The following is a 22,527-nucleotide window of genomic DNA, read 5'->3' on the forward strand; positions in this document are numbered from 1 at the left end:
GCTGCTTATTTCCAAGTTGTAACCGTATTGACCGGTAAACGGTAAGAAGCATGGCCTTCGCTTGCTGCTTTCCCAATTGAGATAAGCATAATTGGAAGATAACGTTCTTTATCTAAACCGAATTCTTCTGCGATTAAGTGTTTTTCGTATCCGCCGATTGGATTTGTATCATACCCGTGAGCGCGAGCAACAAGCATAAGCTGCATAGATACAAGACCTGAATCAATCAAAACGATGTCTTTCATATCTGCTTTTGGCATGTTTTCATAAATCGGCTTAAAGAAATTTAGCTGCTGTTCTTTAATATCCTGAGGCATATAGCCAAGCTCTACTGCTTTGCCGAAAATTTCATCTGCATATTCAACGTTGTTCATGTCACCAAACACGGCAACAACAGCTGAAGATGTATGAACTTGTTCACTGTTAAATTTCGCAAGTTTAGCTAGCTTTTCTTTGCCTTCCGGCGTTTCAATTACAACAAAGCGCCACGGCTGCATATTAACAGAAGAAGGAGCGCGCATAGCTTCTGTAAGAATTTCCTCCATTTCCTCACGGCTGATTTTTACTGAAGGATCATATTTTTTAATTGAACGGCGTTTTAAAGCAATTTCGTTAAAGTCTTTTGTAGTCATAGTCATTATCCCTTTCTTTCTAGGCGTTAAACTTATTTATTATCATTTCCATATTTTTGATTGCGGACAATTGTTTGACATATCAATAATTGATACATCAACAATATAATACATTGATTTAAGAATTGCAAGGGAAAAAGTTTAAACTTTTGAAGTGGTGTTAATTGGAAGTGTGAAGACTCATTCTCCAGGGAACAAACAATTATAAAGAGAGTAAGGAAAAAAGAAATGATAAAACAAAAAGTTTGACTACTTTATCTCTCTTGGTTACGATAAGTAACAGAAAGAAACAAAAGTGAATTTGTTACTTTTTAAATGAATGACAGTTTGAGAAAGAAGAGATAGAAAAGTGTTTATTCTCTTTTTAAAACCTAAACTGTATTTATAATTAGTACAGTATAGCAAGACATATCACGCAGGAAAAGTAGGAGGACTTTAAGATGTATACAGATTTAAAAGATAAAGTAGTAGTTGTAACAGGCGGATCAAAAGGATTGGGTCGCGCAATGGCCGTTCGTTTTGGTCAAGAGCAGTCAAAAGTAGTTGTAAACTACCGCAGCAATGAAGACGAAGCGCTAGAAGTAAAAAAAGAAATTGAACAAGCTGGCGGTCAAGCAATTATTGTTCGAGGCGACGTAACAAAAGAAGAAGATGTTGTGAATCTTGTAGAAACAGCTGTTAAAGAGTTTGGCACATTAGACGTTATGATTAACAATGCTGGTGTTGAAAACCCAGTTCCTTCACATGAATTATCATTAGAAAACTGGAATCAAGTAATCGATACAAACTTAACAGGCGCGTTTTTAGGAAGCCGCGAAGCGATTAAATATTTTGTTGAAAATGACATTAAAGGAAACGTTATTAACATGTCCAGCGTTCACGAAATGATTCCTTGGCCACTATTTGTTCACTATGCAGCAAGTAAAGGCGGCATGAAACTAATGACGGAAACATTGGCTCTTGAATATGCGCCAAAAGGTATCCGCGTAAATAACATTGGGCCAGGTGCAATCGATACGCCAATCAACGCTGAAAAATTCGCAGATCCAGAACAGCGTGCAGACGTAGAAAGCATGATTCCAATGGGCTATATCGGCAACCCGGAAGAAATCGCATCAGTTGCAGCATTCTTAGCATCATCACAAGCAAGCTACGTAACAGGTATTACACTATTTGCTGATGGCGGTATGACAAAATATCCTTCTTTCCAAGCGGGAAGAGGTTAATAGATAGAACTGAACGAAAAAGACCTGGGAATATTCCGGGGTCTTTTTTGTATGTAATAAATGCATAGGACGTTTGCCAAATATTGAAACTTTTATTGAAGTGTTACGTATATAAGCTAACGACAAATAAAGGACGTGTTGATATGCTCCCGGAAACGATTCAACAAAAAGTAAATCAGTATAGAGATTTTTATATCAGCTTAAAAAATGAACTGAAATGGAAAGTGGCAGATCACAAGCAGTTTATGGCTATCGCTTCTATGTATGCAGTGAAAGGTAAATCTCTCGAGCTTCAGGATTATGTGGAGTTAAGTGACTATATTAAAAATCAAGTAGGGATGTTTTCTACGTTAAAATCATCGCAGCGATTTACGATCGCAGCCATGCTAGATACTCGCTATGAGAATCCAAAAGAAACGTTTCATGGATTTCTGGATGTATATGATCAATTGGTAGAAGGCGGATTTACTAGAGGCGCATTTACGTATATCGCGGCTTCGGCTATGCTGTCGAATGAGTCAAGTCGAAGTCATAAAGAAATGGTTCGAAGGTCAGTAGAAATTTATCAAGGTATGAAAAAAAAGCATCTCTTCCTTACATCAAGCGGTGATGTACCTCTTGCTGTGCTATTAGCTGAAACGAGCGAATTTGTTGATGATTTGATGCATGAAATTGAACACTTCTATACGACATTGGCGCAGTATGGATTTAAAAAAGGAAATGACCTTCAATTTTTAAGTCATATTCTTTCAATCGATAAAAACTTACATGGAGATACCCTTATTGAAAGGTGCGTATCAGTAAAAGAAGCCTGTGAATCGGCAGGTATGAAAGTAAAAGCAATGCATTACCCGGTCATTGGCTTATTAGCATTGTTTGAAAAACCGGAAGCTGAAATTGAAATTATCTATGAAGTAGTGAAACAGCTAAACGCAGACAAACTTTTTAAATGGCAGAAAGACATCAATGTTATGCTGGCGGTTAATTTGGTTATCAGTGAAAAGCTGCAGGATTCTAGACTGGTCGAAACAGGCATCTATACAACGATTGAAACGATTATTCAAGCTCAGCAAGCAGCTATGCTAGCGGTTATTGCGAGCACTTCAGCGGTTGCTACTACGACTACTACTTGATAAATGAAAAGGCTATAAAAAGAGGCTGGGGTAAAAGTATATTAGTTGAAGGGTGATCTGAACGATGAATCGGTCAAATTTTTTTATTAGTAGGGGGAAGATAGGTTTACTCAATTTAGTTACTTCTAGCTGTTGATTGGAGGGCAAGGCGAAGACTCCTGCGGGAAAAGCGGAAGGGATGAGACCCCGCAGGAGCGCAAGCGACGAGGAGGCTCACCGGCCGCCCGCGGAAAGCGAAGCCTTGCACGGAAATCAACAGCGGTGTCATAAGCGAGCAATCCATGCGATCTCATTTGTCCGTCTTTAGATTGGAATGATTTTGTTATGTCTTAATCTCTTTTACTTAAAAAGTATAAACTTCACCATCATCTGGAACAAAGACGTGAGAGGCCATTTCTTTTTCTTTGATAAAGCTTTTTAACTCTTCTCTTGATAACGTCCAGTGATTTACAGCTTCCATATGGACAGAAATAATCGTAGCATGAGGGGCCGCTTTGTGTACTTCGTAAATATCTTCTTTCCCCATCACAAGAGAACCGCCTTCTAAAAATTGATTATCGCCCCCGTTTACGACAATGATCTCTGGTTTATGTGTATTGATTTCTTCTTCAACAGCGGAATACCATACCGTATCTCCAGCTACATAGAGGGTTTTTTCACTCTTATCTTTAAAAACAACGCCGCACACTAAACCAGTACGCTTTAAAATTTCTCCTCTTCCATGTTCACCTTTTGTTTTGATTAATTCAACGCCTTCAAAAACCGTGTTTTGCGTAAGTACTTCTACATTTTTAAAACCAGCTTCTTTTACTGCTGCGGCATCTTCTTCATTTTGAACGAACATTTTGATGTCTTTTGGCAAAGCCTGCTTAGCCGCATCGTCAAAATGGTCTAAATGGAGATGAGTGACAATAACCGCATCTACATCATCAATAATCTCTTCAACGGATATCGGTAAGTTCACTAAAGGGTTGTTTTGATCTTGTCTGATCGAATTTGGGAAAGGAGGGTAAGTGCCTTTTTCCGCTAACATAGGATCAATTAAAAACGTTTTTCCTCCGTATTCAACAATTAGAGTAGCGTTACGAATATGTGTAATCTTCATCTGTATCTCTCCTTTTTTTGATCTACGTATAGTTTATAGGATAATCTACTCGCAAATACATAGATAAAATCAAGTATTTTAACACTTTCACTTGATAAATGAAAGAATAGTAGTCAAAAGCAAAAAGAACCGAAACAGTGCTGTTTAGGTTCTTTTTAAGATTTCTTTTATCTCTTTATATACACGTACTTGGTTGCGTCCATGTTGTTTGGCAGCGTACAGGGCGATATCTGCCTTATTCAACAGATCATCTAACGTTTCATTTTCTTGTTTTTCCGCTTGTGCTACTCCAAGACTTAGCGTAACAGAAATGGTTTCTTCATTAATTAGTAAGGGCTGAGTCTCGACGTGACGGCGAATTTGGTCGGCAAGCGTTTCGCCTTCGGATAAAGTATAGCCCTTTAGCGCGAGTACAAATTCTTCACCGCCGTACCGAGCAAAAAGGACTCCTTGCGGTAATACAGACTGACAGGCTTTTACGACATGTACAAGCACCTGATCGCCGGTATAATGACCATACGTATCGTTCACTTTTTTAAAATAATCAATATCAAGTAAAAGAAGTGCGAAAGAAGATGCGGACTTTTTTGCTTCATCAAATGCTTGCTTGCTGTGCTGAAAAAATGCCCTGCGATTATAAATCTGCGTCAGCTCATCGTAATAAGCTTGATTTTCAAGCTTTAGCTGAAGTCTTTTTAGCTCCGTGATATCCGTAAAAATAAGCAGCAAGCCGTGACTGTTGTTAGCATACTGCAAAGGAGAGGTGCGAACTTGATACGTATACTGAGATTGATCCGCAGAAAAAAGCTGCAGCTCTTGACTGCTTTTTTTATTTTCTAATGTAAAAGGAAATGAACTGTCCGATAGCGTGAACCAAATATCAGCAAAACGTTTTCCAAACATCGCTTTTTTCAGCTGCGGAAACATGTTCTTAGATGCTAAGTTAAATTCAATTAATCTGTAAGCTTCATCAAGCACGATAACACCGTCATTGATGCTGTTAAATATCGCGTCTTTAGCAACGGGCATGACCGTAAACATACGCGATGAGTTAATGGACCATAAATATAAGAAAGAAGAAACCCATAAAACCATCGGAACTGGATCAATTCCCTGCGGCGTAAAGCCCATTAAATAGACAAAAGCTGTAACGATAGGGACTAATTGCCCGACCATTAATGCAATTAACTGCAGGCGATAAGCTTTGGCTGTTTCCTTCCATCGGTAAACGGCGAGCAAAAAAGCAACGAACATAGACGAAAAAATGAACATGCCGTGAATCGTGTACCATGGTCCAATTTCTTGATGAACGTAAGGAGCACCTAAAACTGGGTCAATTTCAAACACTCGGTAATGAAGTTGATGCCAGTTATTTGTTGCGACCATGATCAAACTAATAAACGGAATGATAAAAAGGGCAAAAATATGTTTTTTCCTTACCTTTATGCCGACATACTGCATAACAAACAGCAGTCCTGCAGGAGGTGAAAAAGGCATGCCCACGTATTGAATGACGGTCCAAAATTTCATTTCCTCAAGGTTAACGGATAGTAAGCTAAATGCCGCACCAATACAATAAACGGTGGTGAAGCCCGTATGAAGAATAAATAAATGCGCGATGTTAGCGTAGTGGTGACGATTAATAAATACGTAAAAACATAAGTATAAATTAAGAACACCGGACGTGCAGATAAGCGTTATATAAGCTGTTAAATCTAAATTCACAATTGTATCCCTCATTAAGAAAGCATTTTTAGTTAAATGTAGCACAGTTGAAATAAAATGTGGATGTTTTATTAGGGATTTAGTAGCAGCGAAAGAAGTAGATGGATAGTCTATAAGAATTATTTCTCTTTCACTAGTAAATTATTAAAAATTCAGTATCTTATATATTGACATCGCTTTCATGATAGAATATAATTTCAGTAATAACTTAAAACTGGATTGTTACTGATTCGATCAGGCATTACCTGTGTTAAAAATACGTGATGTGTTCATGTGTTTTTAAGATGGGATTTTTACGTTTGTTCTGATGTGGGGGAAGCATCTATGAAATTTGTTAAAGTATTTAATAATAACGTAGCATTGGTCAAAGACTCCTCTAATGTAGAATGGGTCATCATGGGAACAGGCGTCGGTTTCCAAAAGAAAAAAGGTGATCCCGTTGATAAGGCTGTCATTCGACGAAAGTTTGTGGCGGAGTCGTCCAATATTCGTCGACCGCTGGCTCAAATTTTAGAGAGCATCAAACCAGAAATTCTCGAGGTTTCTGTCGAATTAATCAAGCAAGCAGAAAGAGAAATAGGTGAGCCTTTTCGTACCAATATTCACTTGACCCTTGCGGATCACTTGAATTTTGCGATTGAACGAAGCCATAATGGCCTTGAATACGCGCAGCCAAGCCGCTGGGAAGTCAAGAAGCTTTATCCGAAAGAGTATAATGCGGCTGTTAACGCAATTCGACTGGTGTATGACCGGCTTGATGTGCTTCTTCCTAAAAGTGAAGAAACGTTTCTTACCTATCATTTTGTAAACGCACAGAATGTACAAGCAAAAGTGGAAGAAACGATGAAGATGACTGAAGTGATTAATCGAATTATCGATGTTGTTCAATATCATTTTCAGCTCAAACTTGACGAAGAATCCATGAACTATTCTCGCTTTGTCACGCATCTACGATTTTTTGTTTTACGTCAGCTAGATCAGAACCCACATGTTTCTCCGGAAGTTGATGCTACGCTGCTGGATGTCGTAAAAACAAAGTATGAAAAAGCATATAAAGCTGTTGAAAAAGTGGCTAATTTACTTCGTAAACAGCATGGTTGGTCTTTAACGTCAGATGAAAAGCTTTACTTAACGCTACACATTTGGCGGGTGACGAATCTAGTAGAAACTGAATAATTGTTCTTCTTTGGAGGATTGTTACTGACTCGATCAGGCATTACCCAAGCAGACATTTGCATGTTACAAACATGCGGTGATCTGTTTGGGTTTTTTTATTGAAAAAAGGAGGGATATAAATGACTTCATATAAAGAAACGGCTAAACAAGTAGTAGATAAAATCGGTGGAGCACAGAATGTTAACCAGGCTTGGCACTGCGTGACGAGACTTCGCTTTAATCTTCATGATAAGAACAAAGTCCAGGTGGAGGAAATTAAGCAAATAAAAGGAGTGATGGGCGCTCAGTTTTCTGGAGATCAGTTTCAAGTCATTATTGGAAACAGAGTGGCTGAAGTTTTTGAAGAAGTTGAACCTTTGGTAGGCAGCGGAAGCGCTGCTGAGGAGAAAAGCGGCACAAAACAAGGCGTTGTTTCACTTGTGATGGATAGCATTTCAGGAATCTTTACTCCTGTTTTACCAGCGCTTATTGGTGCAGGTATGCTAAAAGCTTTTGTCGCTTTATTTGCTACCCTAGGATGGCTGAGCATAGAAAGCGATACGTACGCAGTGCTGAACGCAATCGGAGACGGAGTCTTTTACTTTCTGCCATTTTTCTTAGCAGTTTCAGCAGCTCGCAAGTTTAAAACAAATGAATACTTAGCGCTTGCTTTAGCAGCTGCCATGCTGTATCCGACCTTTGTAGATGCAGCGCGAGGTATTACGAAAATAAAAGAATTCACGTTATTTGGAATCAATTTTATATCCATTCCAGTCGTTAACTATACGTCTAGTGTAATACCGATTATTTTAGGTGTGCTGCTATTAAAGTATGTATATAAATTTGTTCGCTCATGGATGCCAGCTACTGTTACGGTCATGTTCTCACCATTGCTTGCACTTCTAATCGCCGCACCTATTACGCTATGGGTAATCGGTCCGCTTGGAACGTATATGGGAGACGGGTTAGCCATTATGTTCTCATGGATGTTTGAAACAGCCGGTCCGCTTGCGGGTCTTTTACTGGCAGGTCTTATGCCTCTTATTATTATGACGGGTATGCACTATGCAATAGGTCCAATCGCGATTCAAAATCTAAAAGTGTATGGATTTGACAATGTTTTGATGCCGATGATGTATATCAGCAACCTTGCTCAAGGAGGAGCGGCTTTTGGAGTAGCGTTAAAAACCAAAAATAAAGATTTAAAACAAGTTGCGTTTTCATCAGCCATTTCAGCTGTTATTGGAATTACAGAGCCCGCTATGTACGGGGTAAACATGAAGTTAAAAAAGCCTTTTTATTACGCTATGGCATCTAGTGCACTGCTCGGTGGCTTTGCCGGATGGTATGGATTTAAAGCTTTTACATTAGGAGGATTAGTCGGAGTATTTGCGATTCCTACGTTTGCAGATCCAAGCGGAGCAGCAGGCAATTTGATTGTCGCTGTGGCTTTAGCGGCAGCGGCCGTTATTTTACCAGCCGTCTTAGTACTCACTCTTGGATTTAAAGATATTGCTTCAGAAGAACCTGAAAAAAATACAATAAAACTTGAAGAACATCCTTTCAAAGAAGAAGCGCCACTGCAAAATGTTTCTCTAGCAGTAGAAGAGAAAAAAGGCGGTAAAACGAAAAGCGTCTTCTCTCCGTTGCACGGCGAACTGGTTCCGCTGCATCAAGTGTCAGATCCAACATTTGCTCAAGAAATTATGGGCAAAGGAATTGCGATTAAACCGAGTGACAACCGCGTAGTCTCGCCTATTGCTGGAACGATTATGGTGTTGCCTGATTCTCAACACGCAATTGGCATTAAAGGAGAGGACGGAGAGGAAATTTTAATTCATATTGGAATTGATACCGTTTCTTTAAAAGGAAAGCATTTTAAGGCGCTGGTGAAAGAAAAAGATCATGTAAATGCAGGGCAGCCGCTAGTTGAATTTGACCGACATGCGATTGCAGAAGCTGGATTCGAAACCGTTACGATGGTTATTGTCACAAACACCGCAGAGTATTTAGATGTACTGCCGGTCAACGAAATAGGTCCAATTTTTGAAGGGGAACAGCTACTTTCTGTAGTAAAATAAATGCTATTTTTAATAAAAATATGAAAAAAGGACGTGGGGACTATGTTAACAAATGATACTGTATTTAAAAAAGGATTTTTATGGGGAGGAGCAACAGCTGCTAATCAAATTGAAGGGGCTTATGACGTTGATGGAAAAGGGCTGTCTACGGCAGATATGATCCGATTTGTCCCAAAAGACGAGCGAACTGGTTATTCAATGGATGTAAAAGCAGATTATATTGAAGATGTGCTTAACAACAAAATAAACGATCGTTTTCCGAAACGTACGGCTATCGACTTTTATCATCGCTATAAAGAAGATATCGCACTGTTCGCAGAAATGGGGTTTAAAACGCTTCGTATTTCGATTAACTGGGCGAGAATTTTCCCTAATGGAGATGATATGAATCCAAACGAAGCAGGGTTGCAATTTTACGATAACCTATTTGATGAAATGTTAAAGTACGGCATTGAACCATTAGTGACGCTGTCGCATTATGAAACGCCGCTGGAGCTTACGCGTAAATACAACGGCTGGTACAGCCGCAAGCTAATTGGCTTTTATACACGCTACGCCGAAACGGTGTTTACACGCTATAAAAACAAGGTGAAATACTGGCTGACGTTTAATGAAATTAATGTGATTACGCATAGTCCTTATACAGGCGGCGGTATTTTAGTTGAAAATGTTCCAAATCAGTCAACGGAACAAATTGCGTATCAAGGGGCGCATCATCAGTTTGTTGCGAGTTCACTTGCCACTAAGTTAGCTCATGAAATTATTCCAGATGTAAAAGTAGGGTGTATGCTTGCGCGTATGACAACGTATCCTGTTACGAATCATCCGGACGATATTTTACTAGCTCAGCATAAAAATGACTTGAACTTATTTTTTACAGATGTTCAAGTTCGCGGAGAATATCCAAAGGTAATGGAGCGCTACTTTAAAGAAAACAACATTCAAATCGTAAAAGAAGTAGGGGACGATGAGATTATCAAACAATATCCTGTTGACTTTATTTCATTTAGCTACTATATGTCTCTTTCTGTCACAACTCAAAGCGAAGAAGACAATGTCCTAGGAAATATGATTGCAGGAAGTGTAAAAAATCCTCATCTTCAAACGTCCGATTGGGGATGGCAAATCGATCCGAAAGGACTTCGCTATACGTTACAAGATTTTCATAACCGTTACGGCAAACCGCTGTTTATTGTTGAAAATGGGTTAGGAGCTCATGACAAAGTAGAAGAAGACGGCTCGATTCATGATCCGTATCGTGTAGATTACTTAAGACAGCATATTGAACAAATGAAAGAAGCCGTCAAAGATGGTGTAGACTTAATGGGCTATACAGCGTGGGGACCTATTGATTTAATCAGTGTGTCAACAAACGAAATGTCAAAACGATACGGCTTTATTTACGTAGATCAAGACGATGAAGGAAATGGTACGCTTGAACGATCTAAAAAAGATTCTTTTTACTGGTATAAACAAGTGATTCAGACAAATGGAGAAGATTTATCTTCAGCTACAAAAGTCAAAATTTCTCAGTAAAAAACACATGCCTGAAAACAAGAGATGTCCTTCATCTCCGTGTCTTCAGGCATATTTTTATTGTGAGTCTATTTACGTTTTACAAAGGTGTCACCTGCATTTTTTTCTGTCTGAAAAAGACCCAATCTGTAAAGCCGATTTCTTTAAGACGCTTTTTTACTAGTTCAAAGTCGTCGCCAATACGCTCTGGGTCATGAGCATCAGAACCAAATGTAATGTGTACCCCGTAGTGCAGGGCTCTTTCCAAAATATCATCTGCAGGATACCAGCCTCCGCAGTCTTTGGTTTTGCCTGATGTATTCACTTCTATAGCAATGTCATGTGCTGAAATCACTTTTAGCGTCTGATCAATGACAGCTGTCTCGATAGAAGAAAAGGAGGGATAGAATCCTTTCATGGCATCAATATGGCCAAGAATCTGAAACATTCTGCTTCGGGCGGATTCTTCGATCAATCGATAATACGTTTCTTTCGTGCGCTGCTTTTCTTGCTGAGAAAGTCCTTCCCAGCGCGTTTTATGAAAGATGCTAATTTCTTCAACTTGATGGACAGAGCCGATTATGTAGTCAAACGGATATTTTTTATAGTGGCTTTGGTATATTTTTGCATGCTCGGGAAAAAAATCAGACTCCACGCCTAACAGCACTTCAATTTTCTCTTTATATTCTTCTTTTAGTTTCAAAATCTCAGCTACGTATCCGGAAAATGCGCTTTTTCCCATCGCAATATGAGGATACGGCTGGTCTTCTTCGCTCGCAAAATAAGGAGAATGATCCGAAATTCCAATGATATCAAGGCCTTTATCAATGGATGCCTCTATATAATCTCGAATCGTTCCGCGAGCATGTCCGCATCGGTCGTGATGGGTATGAAAATCAAATTTTAACTCAGCGTTCATGTATTATCACCTCTGTTATCTTTTTATGTAGCTTATAGAATATTCTACAAAGAAACAAAGTATCCCCCGTAGAAATGGATGAAGAGAATATTTCTTAGGCTTACCGATGTTTCATCTACTAAAAAGATTGTACAGAAACAAGTTATTTTATTTAATTTGCTGTAAGAATTGAAATGGCATCCATACCAAAAGTTACATTTGATTCGGCTTATTAAAAAGCATATACTACTCATACACGATCTGAAACAACGTTCAGGTAATCGCTGCATCTTTTGATGTAGAGGAAAGTCCATGCTCGCACGGTGCTGAGATGCCCGTAGTGTTCGTGCCTAGTGAAAAAATAAGCTAGGGCAGCTTGGCTTATAGCTTAGCTGACGGCGGGAAAAACCACCTAAGTCTTCGGATATGGTCGAGTATCCCTGAAAGTGCCACAGTGACGAAGCTTTGCTGGAAACAGCAAAGGTGGAACGCGGTAAACCCCACGAGCGAGAAACCCAAACAATGGTAGGGGAACTGTCTCTAAGGAATCAAACGGAGAGACGGACGGTTACATGTGTAATCGTAGATAGATGATTACCGCCTGAGTACGAGAGTAAAATCGTTTGCAGTACAAAGGTACAAAACATGGCTTATCGAACGTTGTTGAAACAGAGACTGACTATAAAATAAGTAACCAAAACAAACCAATGAGGTTTGTTTTTTGTTTGTTATTTTTTAAATCATAGCCGACTCATTGATAGAGTGCTTGAATTTTCCTAACCATAGTATGAGGATTCAAGGTATATGGAAATACATATTGCCTAAATTGCGGTATAGTTTACTTGTACTTACTAAATACGGGGAAAGGGAGAATATTCATGATTAAGAAAATGGAGCATACAGCAATTATTGTTGGAAATATGGATGAGACGATTCACTACTACGGGGATATGTTTGGTTTTAAAGTTCGCCTTCAAGGATCTACCGAAAAAAGAGAGATGGCTTTTTTGTATCTTGAAGAACAGCCGGGTATCGAAATTGAGCTCATTCGAGATATTGATCCGATTGGCGAATACAACAAAAGAGGGGTTGTTAATCACCTTGCCTTTACCGTAGAGGATATAAATAAGGCGATTCAACATTATAAGAGCAAAGGAATTGAATTTTTATCATCTGAGCCTCAGCCAACGCTTGAAGGCGGCCGTATGATTTTATTTTACGGACCTAATGATGAACTGCTGCAGTTAGTAGAACGAGTTAAACTTTAAAAAGTTTACTTTAAGAGGTACATACAAGAAAAAATGCGTTTTACATTCTCAAAAAAGACCTTTCTTTGATTGTGATAGAAAGGTCTTTTTGATGTGAATTTACTATGATATCTCAGTTAGCTTTTTAATAACTTTCCTTACGTTTCAGGACAAATTTTTCTTTCTGCTAAAAAATGATAATTATAAAATTTTATAAGTGCCGTATACAGCAATCGTCAAGATGAACTAAAAACATCCTCTAGTATGTTTCCATTTTTTATAGTAGCATCCTCTAATTATAATGTATAATTCATTATAATTACATTTTCCATGTATCTGTGTAATGAATGAAGTACCTTGATAAGGAGATGGTACGAAGTGGAGTGGCAGCAGTTTAAATATTTTCAAACACTAGCACGCACGCAGCATATGACGCGCGCAGCAGAAGAGCTGTTAATTACGCAGCCTGCGCTCAGTCGTTCAATTGCTCGCTTTGAAGAAGAAGTAGGAGCACCGCTATTTGACCGGCAAGGACGATCCATTCGATTGAATCAATACGGTAAACTTTTTTTGAAGCGTGTAGGTAATATGATGAAAGAATTTGATAAAGGCCAAGAGGAAATTCAAGCGTTGCTAGATCCTGAGAAAGGGCAGGTGTCACTTGGATTTTTACATACGCTCAGCACAGATTTAATTCCAGATTTAATCGCTTCGTTTCGCAGTTTATATCCTAAGGTGAATTTTCAGCTGAGGCAAAGTCCTTCTCATGTTCTTCTTGAGCAGCTGGAGCTCGGTGAACTGGATCTTTGTTTGATTGCGCCTATGGAAGAGAAATCGTTCATTAAGTGGCATCATCTTTGGAGTGAAGAGCTGTTTGTGATCGTACCGAAAAATCACCTGTATGCTGATCGCGAAAGTATTGCACTAGAAGAAATTGCTGAAGAATCCTTTATTCACTTAAAAGAAGGTTTTTCTCTTCGTCTTACGTTTGAGCAGTTATTTGAAGAGACAGGGGAAAAGCCTCACATTATGTTTGAAGGAGAGGAAGCTGACACCGTAGCGGGACTTGTAGGAGCCGGTTTAGGAATTTCTATCCTTCCAGATTTACACGGAATCGATCAAAGTAAAATAGTGAAAATCCCATTAGCTAAAGCCAACTGCCACCGAGTAATTGGACTAGCATGGATTGAAGGAAGATATCTATCACCGGCTGTTAAACAGTTTAGAAACTTTGTTTTACATAAATTTAATGACCAGAAATAAAGGTGTTTCGTAGCCTAGACTCGTTTACAAACTCAGTCCTTTTTTCGTTTGAATAACCGTTTTAAAATCGATCTTTTTTTACCTACTACGCTGGTTTCTTTTGAAGCTTCTACTAATTCTGAAATGGCCTGCTGTTCACGCAGGCTTTTACGCAAAGATTGAATAAGCTGCTTATCTTTTTCCTGAAGAATTTGTTTTGTATCAGGCTCTTGTTGGGGTGAAGGCTGTACCGGCTGTTCGGGAGGTGTCGGCTGCTGGTCGTCGGCCGCGGGCGGGTCGGCTGCTTCTGCTGTGTTCTCTGTGTCCTCTTTGTCTTCGGCTTCTTCTAGAGACACGGCAGCTTGATCCTCGCTTGTAGTCAAAGAGAATTCTTTTTGCAGCGCTTCATTGATTTCTTCTGCTTGACAGCCCTCATCATAAAGCTGCTTAATTTTCAGTAAAACGGTCGCAGCCGCAGCTTCATATTGTTTTGGTCGATGATCCTCTTTTTGAATAAAGAAATATTGGAATTTATCTATATATCTTCTAATCGTTGAAGTAGGAATACTCGTTTCTTCAGATAACTCTTTTACACTAAGCCATTTTGTCATTTTCTCACCACTTTTTAAATGATTACTTATTCGTCAGCATCAATTTGAATTTGTACTAGTATCTTTACTGTATATCTTATCATGTAACGCTTCTACGTACCTTGCTGTGTTGGTTTCTGTAACGTTTTTATAATCACAGTGTCATAAATGAGGTATAAGCTGCCACTCGCACAAAGATTTGTTAGTTGAAGAATAGGAAATAATCAGTAAGCATTTGTTTGGAGTATGTTGAACAATGATGAGCGTACCTCTTATTATTATCTTATAATGTTGCTGAAGAAAAATCGAGTGATTACTTCACTGTTTATTTAATATGGTAATGTTGTACTAAAGAAGAAACGAAAGGAGGAGCGACTTGAGTTTTACAGAACGAGCAGTAGCACTTATTAAACAAATACCATCTGGGAAAGTAATGACATACGGACAAATTGCCGGCCTGGCTGGTAGTCCGCGAGGTGCAAGGCAAGTTGTGCGAGTGTTGCACTCGATGAGCAGAAAACATAAACTGCCTTGGCACCGAGTCATTAATTCTAAAGGAGAAATTGGATTTAAAGACGAAGAAATGTACGTTGTTCAAAAACTTTCACTTGAAGCGGAAGGAATACTCGTTTCTTCGGATGGAAAGCTTGATCTTAAAGTCTATCTCTATGAACCTGACGTGTATAAATAATAAAAGAAATTGAGACATAGCGAAATTAATTCCAGCTAAAGATGAACAAACGAGATAGAGGAACTGAACCGCTTGTGACACCGCCATTAATTTCCGTGCAAGACTTCGCTTTCCGCGGGCGGGCGGTGAGCCTCCTCGTCGCGTGTGCTCCTGCGGGGTCTCGCCATTCCCGCTTTTCCCGCAGGAGTCTTCGTCTTGCCCTCCAATCAATAGCTAGAAGCACCTGATTAGACCTACGTTCACTATCACAATAAAAAAATCCAAATGAGTTTAATTCTCCATCAAGAATCAAACTCGTTCGGAACTTTCTTCAACTAACATACTTTTGTTATTTATGTTTTTCAAAAGCAAGCTTTAATCCAAACCCGATTAACACGACGCCCGTTGCTTTATCCATAAAGCGCTGAACGCTAGGTGTTGTGAGCCATTTTCGTAAGTAGTTAATAAAAAAGACGAATACGAAAAACCACGTGATAGCAAGGATCGTATACGTTATTCCCATCAGAAGTAATTGAAGAGTTACGTTTTGATCATTTTGAACAAATTGAGGTAAAAAAGTTAAGAAAAATACCGCTACTTTTGGGTTAAGAACGTTTGAGACAAGGCCTTGACGAAAAGCGGATGTTTCTTTTGACTGCTCCTCTTTTTCAGAAGAAGGTATATTGCTTTTTTTAGAAAGGAAGGCAGAGATTCCTAAGTACATTAAGTAAAGGGCTCCTGCGTATTTTACGATTTGAAATGCAAGAGCTGACTGAAGGAGAAGAGCAGATAAACCAAACGCGGCGGCGAGTGTATGAACTAAAGAGCCGCTCGCTAAGCCTAATGCCATTTTATAGCCGCCCGTTTGTCCATCTGCCATCGTTCGTTTGGTAATAAGAGCAGTATCAATACCAGGACTCATAATAACAAATAATGTGAGAATCAAAAAAGTGAAGATGTCGTTCATTTTTTTCTTCCTCCTTACTGTGATAGTATTAAACTGTATTTTATTTATTAAATCTAATTTAACATAAGTAACGCCGTTTATTAAGTTTAATTTAATAAAATTAAATATAATTAAACATCTTTTACGGAGGAATCATCATGGAAAACATAGATATTGGAAAAAAAGTAGAGAAATTTCGAAAAGCAAAGGGGCTAAGCAGTCGAGAATTAGCCAAATTAGCGGAGATTACGCCGTCTATGTTAAGTCAAATTGAACGGGGATTAGCTAATCCGTCCATTTCAACGCTTAAAATTTTAGCTAAATGCCTCGATGTTCCCACTTTCAGCTTTTTACTTGAAGAAATAAACACCTCTCATTTAGTCGTACGGTCGAACGAGCGTAAAACGATGAAAGTAAAAGAGTTAACGTATTCGCTAGTATCGCCAGACTTTACGGGAAATCTAGCTACGGCGATCATGGAAGTACCGCCGATGAAGTCTTCATCAGAATCTCCTTTAGCGCATAAAGGGGAGGAAGTGGCATATGTCTTAGAAGGAAAAATTAAGGTGTCTTTAGAAGAGGAAGTATACGTGCTAGAAAAAGGAGACAGCGTCAAAATCCCTTCGCATCTGAAGCACAAATGGGATAATCCGTTTGAGGAGAAAGCGGTGATTTTATTCTCAGTCACACCGCCTGTTTTTTAAAATACTTACGATTTTTATACTGCGCATCTTCAGTGTGAGACACTTTTATTATACAAATGTGATAAAGCTATCATGTTTGTAAGGATAAACAATTGATAAAATAGCATTGTTGGTAATCTCTACCTAAGAGAATACATACTAAATACTTTTTGGAAAGGTGTTGAAGGGTAATGAAGACATGGAAAGAGATGTTTCGTACTTCAAAGCTTAAAAAAATGATGCCTGTACTCGCTCTGTCGTGCGCGGCGGCTGTAAGCTTTTCAAGCAGCGAGGTACATGCTGAAACGGTAAAATGTCAAAGACAAGAAACAAAGAGTGATCAAGAGTTTGCTAAGCTTGAAGACAAATATGATGCGAATCTTGGCGTTTTTGCATTAGATACCGGTACCAATAAAACGGTAACGTATCATTCGGATGAGCGTTTTGCTTATGCGTCTACTCATAAAGCGCTTGCTGTCGGTGCACTTTTACAGCAGAAGTCAATCGAAGATCTCAACGAGCGAATCTTTTATACGCGTGATGACCTTGTGAACTATAACCCAATTACAGAAAAACATGTTGATACAGGTATGACTCTTCGAGAACTCGCGGATGCATCGCTTCGCTACAGCGACAATACGGCAGGGAACTTAATTCTGCAGCAGCTGGGCGGACCGGACGGATTTAAAGAAGCATTAGAAAACATAGGAGACGATGTGACGCTGCCTGAGCGCTTTGAACCGGATTTAAATGAAGTGAATCCAGGAGAAACCCACGATACAAGTACACCAAGAGCACTCGCTTCAAGTCTTCAAACGTATGTACTTGGAGGGGCACTTCCTGAAGACAAGCGTGCACTTCTAACGGATTGGATGAAACGAAATACAACAGGGGATGCGTTAATACGAGCGGGCGTGCCGAAAAGCTGGGAAGTAGCCGATAAGACAGGCGCAGGCTCATACGCGACGCGAAATGATATTGCCATCCTTTGGCCGCCGAAAGGAGATCCAATTGTTCTTGCGATCCTTTCCAATCGTACGGGAAAAGATGCGGAGTATAATGATAAACTGATTGCAGAAGCGGCTAAACAAGCGGTCAAGGATTTGAGAGTCACTCATAAATAGAAAATGATATGCCTTACAGCAAATGCAAAGATGGTGCACTGTTCTTAAATAATTAAATTATATCTCTAGTTAAAAAAAGAGAAGTAAAAACAAAGACGTACATTATTGTTTAGAAATTGTATTAAAAAAGAACCTCTCCGTCATCAAGTGAGGTTCTTTTGATTTTATAATAGTTAATAACGATTATGGTGAAGATAACTATTTTCTCTTTCTAAGTCATCAATTTTGCTACTCATTGAGTCCATTTCAGAATCATAATAATTCGTAACACTTTCAATACTAGCAGACACACTAGCTTCAATATTGGCCCGCATTTGATCAATATGATTTTTCATTCTTTTATCTTGATTATATACTCGTACACAATCTTGTAATGTAGTAGTCTCTCCTTCCCTTAAAGAATTCAAGAAGAAGTCCAATGCATTTACATTTAAGTGGTTCTCACTCATAATTACAGATTCATTTTTTAGTTCTTTTGTAATATGTTCTAATCGAACACTCCATTCTTTTACTAAAGATTCATTTCTATTAGCTTTATGTAATCTAGATGGTTTTGTTAACGCATTAGTTAGAAGTCTTATCACTGACATTGAGATAAAGTAAGGTGCTAGTAATATAATAATTGCATAGAATAGGTCATCTACTCCACCCATGAAATTTCCCTCAACTGGATTTAAACGATTGTATATACCAGTCAACCAAACATTATCAAAGGTTTTAAGAGGAGGGAACAGCTCCTTTAAATAATTGCTTGCACTAATGCCAGTAATCGCTATAGCCCAGTATCGTTTCTTAAGAGGGCTGGTCCAAGATTTAAAAGGGAAATGGCCCCTTAATTTTTCTATTTCTTCTTTGGCGATGTCGGTCTTATTTTCAAGCCCATTTTTTTCTGCTACTAGATTTTTAGTCCATTCTAAATTTCTAATAAGTTGGTGAGTTTCCATCTTTACATTCTCCCTATATTTCGTATATATTATCTAATTAATCATATGACTAATGACCTAATTATTTTATCACAATAAATTGGGAATTTAGTAAAAAAATTTTTTTTTATAGATACATGTGTAAATAGCCTATATAAAGCAAGAAATAAAAAGGTATTTATTATAAAAGTTTTTCCTCCGTTAAAAACGTAAACCCTCCATAAAAATTAGTCAAATCGCACAAAATAATATCAGAAAATTCACATAAATAATAATGAACTTGCGTTAAAATTCGTATACACTATGTACATGTTAAGTTAACTTACATCTAATGTTAGAAGTGAGAGTGGAAACATCATAAAAAGGAGTTGAGTGTATAGTGTCTACAAATGCAACAAGTTCCGTTATAGAAGAGGTGCATTCTTATCAAGATAGAAGTCTTGATCCGTCACTAAAGCCAAAAGCGGAAAGTGATCGAAAGCTAACTCCGTTGTCCTATATGTTTATGTGGATTGGAGACGGCGTTAATTTAGGGAATATGACGCTTGGGGCTAGCTTGGTAATTGCAGGTACTGCGGTATTAAATCTTTTTCAAACGTTTGTGGCAGCGATTATTGCCATTGGTATTATTTCTACTTTTTTTGTCTTGAACGATCGAATCGGCTATAAGACGGGCATACCGTATGTGATGCAGCTTCGAATGTCTTTTGGAATAAAAGGATCCGTTATATCTTCTCTTTTACGAGGTATTCCAGCTATCATTTGGTATGGTTTCCAAAGCTGGACAGGCGGTACCGCTTTAAACGAAATCGGGAAAATTGTGAGCAAAGGGTCTTTTGATAATCTTGTTCTTTGTTTTATTATCATTCAGCTGCTGCAAATTGTGCTTTCCCTGTACAGCTTCCACGCGGTTAAATGGGTAGAGATGCTTGCTTCAATCATCATATTGCTTGGCCTAGTTTACGTATTTAGCGTTCTTTTAACTTCTCATAGTGAAGTAGTAGGGGAGAAGTGGGTACATACAAAAGGTTCATGGGGACTTCCGTTCTTTTCTTTCATTATGATGTTTATGGGCAATTATGCGGCAATTTTTCTAAGCGCAGCCGATTACTCTAGAGAACTGAAGCCAGGAATCAGTGACACAAAGCGTGGGTTCTTATACTTTACACCCATTCTAGTAGCCTACGGATTCGTTCTGACAATCGGAGCAATGCTTGCTTCTGCTACGGGCATATCCAATCCTGTTAAAGCGTTTGCGGTTGTAGTGGATAATTCCTATATTACCGTCGCTGTATCAGCTTTTATTGTGATTGGCGTGATTGCCGTAAATATGGTGGCAAATATTATTCCGCCTACATATGTGATTACGCTGCTGACAAAAGCAAATTATAAAGTGGCGGTGACCATTACTGGACTGCTTGCTTTCTGTTCATTCCCTTGGGTGCTTGTTCAAGATTCGTCAGCTGCAGGACTTGGGCTGTTCATTTTAATTTACTCTGCTTTTTTAGGTCCAATTGTTTCTATTTTACTAGTGGATTACTATATTTTAAGGAAACAAAGAGTAAACGTAGAAGAATTGTATCAAGAAAAAGGACCGTTTTCCGGCTACAATCCGTGCGCCATGCTTGCGATGCTCATCGGTGCAGGCGCTGCGTTTATCGAAGTTGATTTAGGCTGGATTATAGGAGTGGTAGTCGCAGGAATCTCTTATATTCTTTTGACGAAATTTGCTTTTAAACGTTCAAAATTTAAAAAAGGAACCATTTTTGAATCCTAACATTCCATCGACAAAAGCCTTTGCTTTCCGCAAAGGCTTTTATAGCGTCAGATTAAATCTCTTTGTCTAGTTTCCTAAAAAGTGGGTAAAGTAAAGAAGAGAAAAAGTTACCTCTATTATGAGTTGCTTTTAATAGGAGCGCATCTAATGTATCGCATCAATCATAGCTTAAAGGAGAGGGCAGAGTATGTATGAATTTAGAGTGTATACTCTTCGAGATGGAAGCGAAAAGGTAATCAAAACGCTGAAACATGAATCGTTTGCGGATGAAATTCAACGAGCGGGAATTAAGCAAACGGAAATTGCGCAAACACAGCTAGTAGATAAACCGAGATAAGAAATTTGCATTTATTCTTACACTAAAAAAGATGGGTTCCTGTGTCTTCACTCAGGAGCCCATCTTTTCTAATTTTTTATAGTTCTTCACCATTTGTTTCAATTACATGTTTATACCAGTTAAAGGAATCTTTTTTATAGCGCTTCATTGATCCGTTTCCTTCGTTGTCACGGTCGACATAAATCATGCCGTATCGCTTTTTCATTTCGCCTGTCGTAAAGGAAACAATATCAATAATTCCCCACGGCGTATAGCCCATTAAATCAACACCATCGTATGTCACAGCTTTTTCTAACGCTTCGATGTGCGATTTTAAATATTCAATTCGCGATGCGTCATGAATGGATCTGTCTTCTTCAACCGTATCAATGGCGCCAAATCCGTTTTCTACGATGAACAGCGGAATTTGATAGCGGTCGTAGAAGCGGTTTAACGTATAGCGCAAGCCCGTTGGATCAATCGACCAACCCCAATCGCTTGATTTGATATAAGGATTTGCTACGCCGTTTGGCAATCCGCCGTTTACGATATCGCCCGTATTGTCAGCTTCCACGTCGCTTTTAACCGTTGTGGACATGTAATAGCTGAAGCCTAAATAATCAACTTTTCCGTTTCGTAAAATTTCTTCGTCGCCTTCTTCAAAGGGAATATGATAGCCTTCTCGTTCGAATTCTTTTAACGCATAGCTTGGGTAGTAGCCGCGAACTTGAACGTCAGGGAAGAAGTAGCGCTGTCTCATTGTTTCTTCTGCTAACATCACATCTTCAGGGTTTGAAGAATACGGATAAATTGGCACGTGTGACACCATCGCTCCGATTTGGAAATTCGGATTAATTTCTTTTCCTTTTGATACGGCAAGAGCGCTTGCCAGCAGTTCGTGATGTCCCGCTTGATACATCACTTCTTTTGCGTTTTCACCAGGCTTTACAGAAACGCCTGAGTTCGTCCATAAGAATAGAGGGTTGTTTACGTCCATTTTGTTGTTGATTTCATTAAACGTCATCCAGTACGTGACTTTATCTTTATAGCGGTCGAAACAAACTTCAGCGAACTTCACAAAGCAATCTACCGTTTTTCGGCTTCTAAATCCGCCGTATTCTCGAGCTAAATGCAGGGGCATTTCAAAGTGAGACAGCGTAATAACCGGTTCAATTCCGTGCTTTAACAGTTCATCAAATACATCGTCGTAGAATTTTAGTCCTTCTTCGTTTGGCTCAGCTTCATCGCCTTTAGGGAAAATACGGCTCCAGCCAATCGATGTACGCAAACATTTTAAGCCCATTTCTGCAAACAGCGCGATATCTTCTTTGTAGCGGTGATAAAAATCAATTGCTTCGTGATTTGGATAGAATTTATCTTCTTCTACTGTTTCGGTGATTTGTCGCGGCACACCGTGCGCACCTGCAGTCATAACGTCTACTACGCTCGGTCCTTTTCCGCCTTGGTTCCATCCACCTTCAAATTGATGAGCTGCTAATGCGCCGCCCCATAAAAAATTCTTTGGCATCTTTGTCATTG

21 protein-coding genes and 1 other RNA gene are annotated in these 22,527 nt (G+C 38.9%); 14 read left to right on the top strand and 8 right to left on the bottom strand.

Going from position 1 to position 22,527, the window contains the following annotated elements; all coding sequences use genetic code 11:
- Positions 1-5: 5 nt before the first annotated feature.
- Positions 6-632, bottom strand: coding sequence for a nitroreductase family protein (locus tag MMB69_RS07645; protein ID WP_221785462.1), 627 nt, complete (start codon positions 630-632; stop codon positions 6-8).
- Positions 633-1,072: 440 nt separating this feature from the next.
- Between MMB69_RS07645 and gdh the strand changes: the two genes are divergently transcribed.
- The 3 genes from gdh (at position 1,073) to MMB69_RS07660 (ending at position 3,261) form a co-directional block, all read left to right on the top strand.
- Complete coding sequence (gdh, locus tag MMB69_RS07650) at positions 1,073-1,858, top strand: glucose 1-dehydrogenase (RefSeq protein WP_034650269.1); 786 nt, start codon at positions 1,073-1,075, stop codon at positions 1,856-1,858.
- A gap of 143 nt (positions 1,859-2,001) precedes the next feature.
- The gene (locus MMB69_RS07655) at positions 2,002-2,991 is read left to right on the top strand and encodes a DUF4003 family protein (RefSeq protein ID WP_221785463.1); all 990 of its coding nucleotides are present in this window, start codon (positions 2,002-2,004) and stop codon (positions 2,989-2,991) included.
- Between the two features lie 132 nt (positions 2,992-3,123).
- Entirely contained in the window at positions 3,124-3,261 is a 138-nt protein-coding gene (locus MMB69_RS07660) for a hypothetical protein (protein WP_221812747.1), read from the top strand.
- 73 nt (positions 3,262-3,334) lie between these two features.
- On the opposite strand, the gene MMB69_RS07665 is transcribed toward MMB69_RS07660, so the two are convergent.
- Both MMB69_RS07665 and MMB69_RS07670 read right to left on the bottom strand, forming a co-directional pair.
- Positions 3,335-4,096: an MBL fold metallo-hydrolase gene (locus MMB69_RS07665; protein WP_277447522.1), complete on the bottom strand. Its 762-nt coding sequence runs from the start codon at positions 4,094-4,096 to the stop codon at positions 3,335-3,337.
- Between the two features lie 144 nt (positions 4,097-4,240).
- Positions 4,241-5,821, bottom strand: coding sequence for a histidine kinase N-terminal 7TM domain-containing diguanylate cyclase (locus tag MMB69_RS07670; RefSeq protein WP_277447524.1), 1,581 nt, complete (start codon positions 5,819-5,821; stop codon positions 4,241-4,243).
- A gap of 324 nt (positions 5,822-6,145) precedes the next feature.
- On the opposite strand from MMB69_RS07670, the gene MMB69_RS07675 reads away from it, so the two are divergent.
- From MMB69_RS07675 to MMB69_RS07685, 3 genes are all read left to right on the top strand, one after another.
- On the top strand, positions 6,146-6,997 hold the full coding sequence (locus MMB69_RS07675) for a PRD domain-containing protein (protein ID WP_221783988.1): 852 nt from the start codon (positions 6,146-6,148) through the stop codon (positions 6,995-6,997).
- A gap of 119 nt (positions 6,998-7,116) precedes the next feature.
- On the top strand, positions 7,117-9,057 hold the full coding sequence (locus MMB69_RS07680) for a beta-glucoside-specific PTS transporter subunit IIABC (RefSeq protein WP_277447525.1): 1,941 nt from the start codon (positions 7,117-7,119) through the stop codon (positions 9,055-9,057).
- 42 nt (positions 9,058-9,099) lie between these two features.
- Positions 9,100-10,593 (top strand): glycoside hydrolase family 1 protein, encoded by a 1,494-nt coding sequence (locus MMB69_RS07685; RefSeq protein WP_277447527.1) that lies wholly within the window; start codon positions 9,100-9,102, stop codon positions 10,591-10,593.
- Positions 10,594-10,672: 79 nt separating this feature from the next.
- On the opposite strand, the gene MMB69_RS07690 is transcribed toward MMB69_RS07685, so the two are convergent.
- Positions 10,673-11,491 (bottom strand): histidinol-phosphatase, encoded by an 819-nt coding sequence (locus tag MMB69_RS07690; RefSeq protein ID WP_277447528.1) that lies wholly within the window; start codon positions 11,489-11,491, stop codon positions 10,673-10,675.
- Between the two features lie 248 nt (positions 11,492-11,739).
- On the opposite strand from MMB69_RS07690, the gene rnpB reads away from it, so the two are divergent.
- The 3 genes from rnpB to MMB69_RS07705 all read left to right on the top strand — a co-directional run bounded on the left by rnpB (position 11,740) and on the right by MMB69_RS07705 (position 13,980).
- Positions 11,740-12,128, top strand: an RNA gene (gene rnpB, locus MMB69_RS07695) — RNase P RNA component class B.
- A gap of 220 nt (positions 12,129-12,348) precedes the next feature.
- Positions 12,349-12,738, top strand: a complete 390-nt coding sequence (locus tag MMB69_RS07700) for a VOC family protein (protein WP_277447529.1) — start codon at positions 12,349-12,351, stop codon at positions 12,736-12,738.
- Positions 12,739-13,095: 357 nt separating this feature from the next.
- Positions 13,096-13,980: a LysR family transcriptional regulator gene (locus MMB69_RS07705; RefSeq protein ID WP_277447530.1), complete on the top strand. Its 885-nt coding sequence runs from the start codon at positions 13,096-13,098 to the stop codon at positions 13,978-13,980.
- 32 nt (positions 13,981-14,012) lie between these two features.
- Here the strand turns inward: MMB69_RS07705 and MMB69_RS07710 are convergent, their stop codons facing one another.
- Positions 14,013-14,570, bottom strand: coding sequence for a MerR family transcriptional regulator (locus MMB69_RS07710; protein WP_269871218.1), 558 nt, complete (start codon positions 14,568-14,570; stop codon positions 14,013-14,015).
- A gap of 355 nt (positions 14,571-14,925) precedes the next feature.
- On the opposite strand from MMB69_RS07710, the gene MMB69_RS07715 reads away from it, so the two are divergent.
- The gene (locus MMB69_RS07715) at positions 14,926-15,240 is read left to right on the top strand and encodes an MGMT family protein (protein ID WP_269871217.1); all 315 of its coding nucleotides are present in this window, start codon (positions 14,926-14,928) and stop codon (positions 15,238-15,240) included.
- A 328-nt stretch (positions 15,241-15,568) separates the two neighbouring features.
- Here the strand turns inward: MMB69_RS07715 and MMB69_RS07720 are convergent, their stop codons facing one another.
- Positions 15,569-16,186: a LysE family translocator gene (locus MMB69_RS07720; RefSeq protein ID WP_269871216.1), complete on the bottom strand. Its 618-nt coding sequence runs from the start codon at positions 16,184-16,186 to the stop codon at positions 15,569-15,571.
- A 137-nt stretch (positions 16,187-16,323) separates the two neighbouring features.
- On the opposite strand from MMB69_RS07720, the gene MMB69_RS07725 reads away from it, so the two are divergent.
- Both MMB69_RS07725 and bla read left to right on the top strand, forming a co-directional pair.
- The gene (locus MMB69_RS07725) at positions 16,324-16,869 is read left to right on the top strand and encodes a cupin domain-containing protein (protein WP_269871215.1); all 546 of its coding nucleotides are present in this window, start codon (positions 16,324-16,326) and stop codon (positions 16,867-16,869) included.
- Between the two features lie 170 nt (positions 16,870-17,039).
- Positions 17,040-17,972 (top strand): class A beta-lactamase, encoded by a 933-nt coding sequence (gene bla / locus MMB69_RS07730; RefSeq protein WP_277447531.1) that lies wholly within the window; start codon positions 17,040-17,042, stop codon positions 17,970-17,972.
- 173 nt (positions 17,973-18,145) lie between these two features.
- Here bla and MMB69_RS07735 read toward each other — a convergent pair whose 3' ends face one another.
- On the bottom strand, positions 18,146-18,916 hold the full coding sequence (locus tag MMB69_RS07735; protein ID WP_277447532.1) for a hypothetical protein: 771 nt from the start codon (positions 18,914-18,916) through the stop codon (positions 18,146-18,148).
- 358 nt (positions 18,917-19,274) lie between these two features.
- On the opposite strand from MMB69_RS07735, the gene MMB69_RS07740 reads away from it, so the two are divergent.
- Positions 19,275-20,672: an NCS1 family transporter gene (locus MMB69_RS07740; RefSeq protein ID WP_257042247.1), complete on the top strand. Its 1,398-nt coding sequence runs from the start codon at positions 19,275-19,277 to the stop codon at positions 20,670-20,672.
- 187 nt (positions 20,673-20,859) lie between these two features.
- A complete protein-coding gene (locus MMB69_RS07745) occupies positions 20,860-21,009 on the top strand; it encodes a hypothetical protein (RefSeq protein WP_013058052.1) in 150 nt (49 codons plus the stop codon).
- A gap of 76 nt (positions 21,010-21,085) precedes the next feature.
- Here MMB69_RS07745 and bglA read toward each other — a convergent pair whose 3' ends face one another.
- Positions 21,086-22,525, bottom strand: a complete 1,440-nt coding sequence (gene bglA, locus MMB69_RS07750) for a 6-phospho-beta-glucosidase BglA (protein ID WP_269871211.1) — start codon at positions 22,523-22,525, stop codon at positions 21,086-21,088.
- Between the last annotated feature and the right edge of the window lie 2 nt (positions 22,526-22,527).

The organism is Priestia sp. P5, from assembly GCF_029522155.1.
GTDB lineage: Bacteria > Bacillota > Bacilli > Bacillales > Bacillaceae_H > Priestia > Priestia megaterium_E.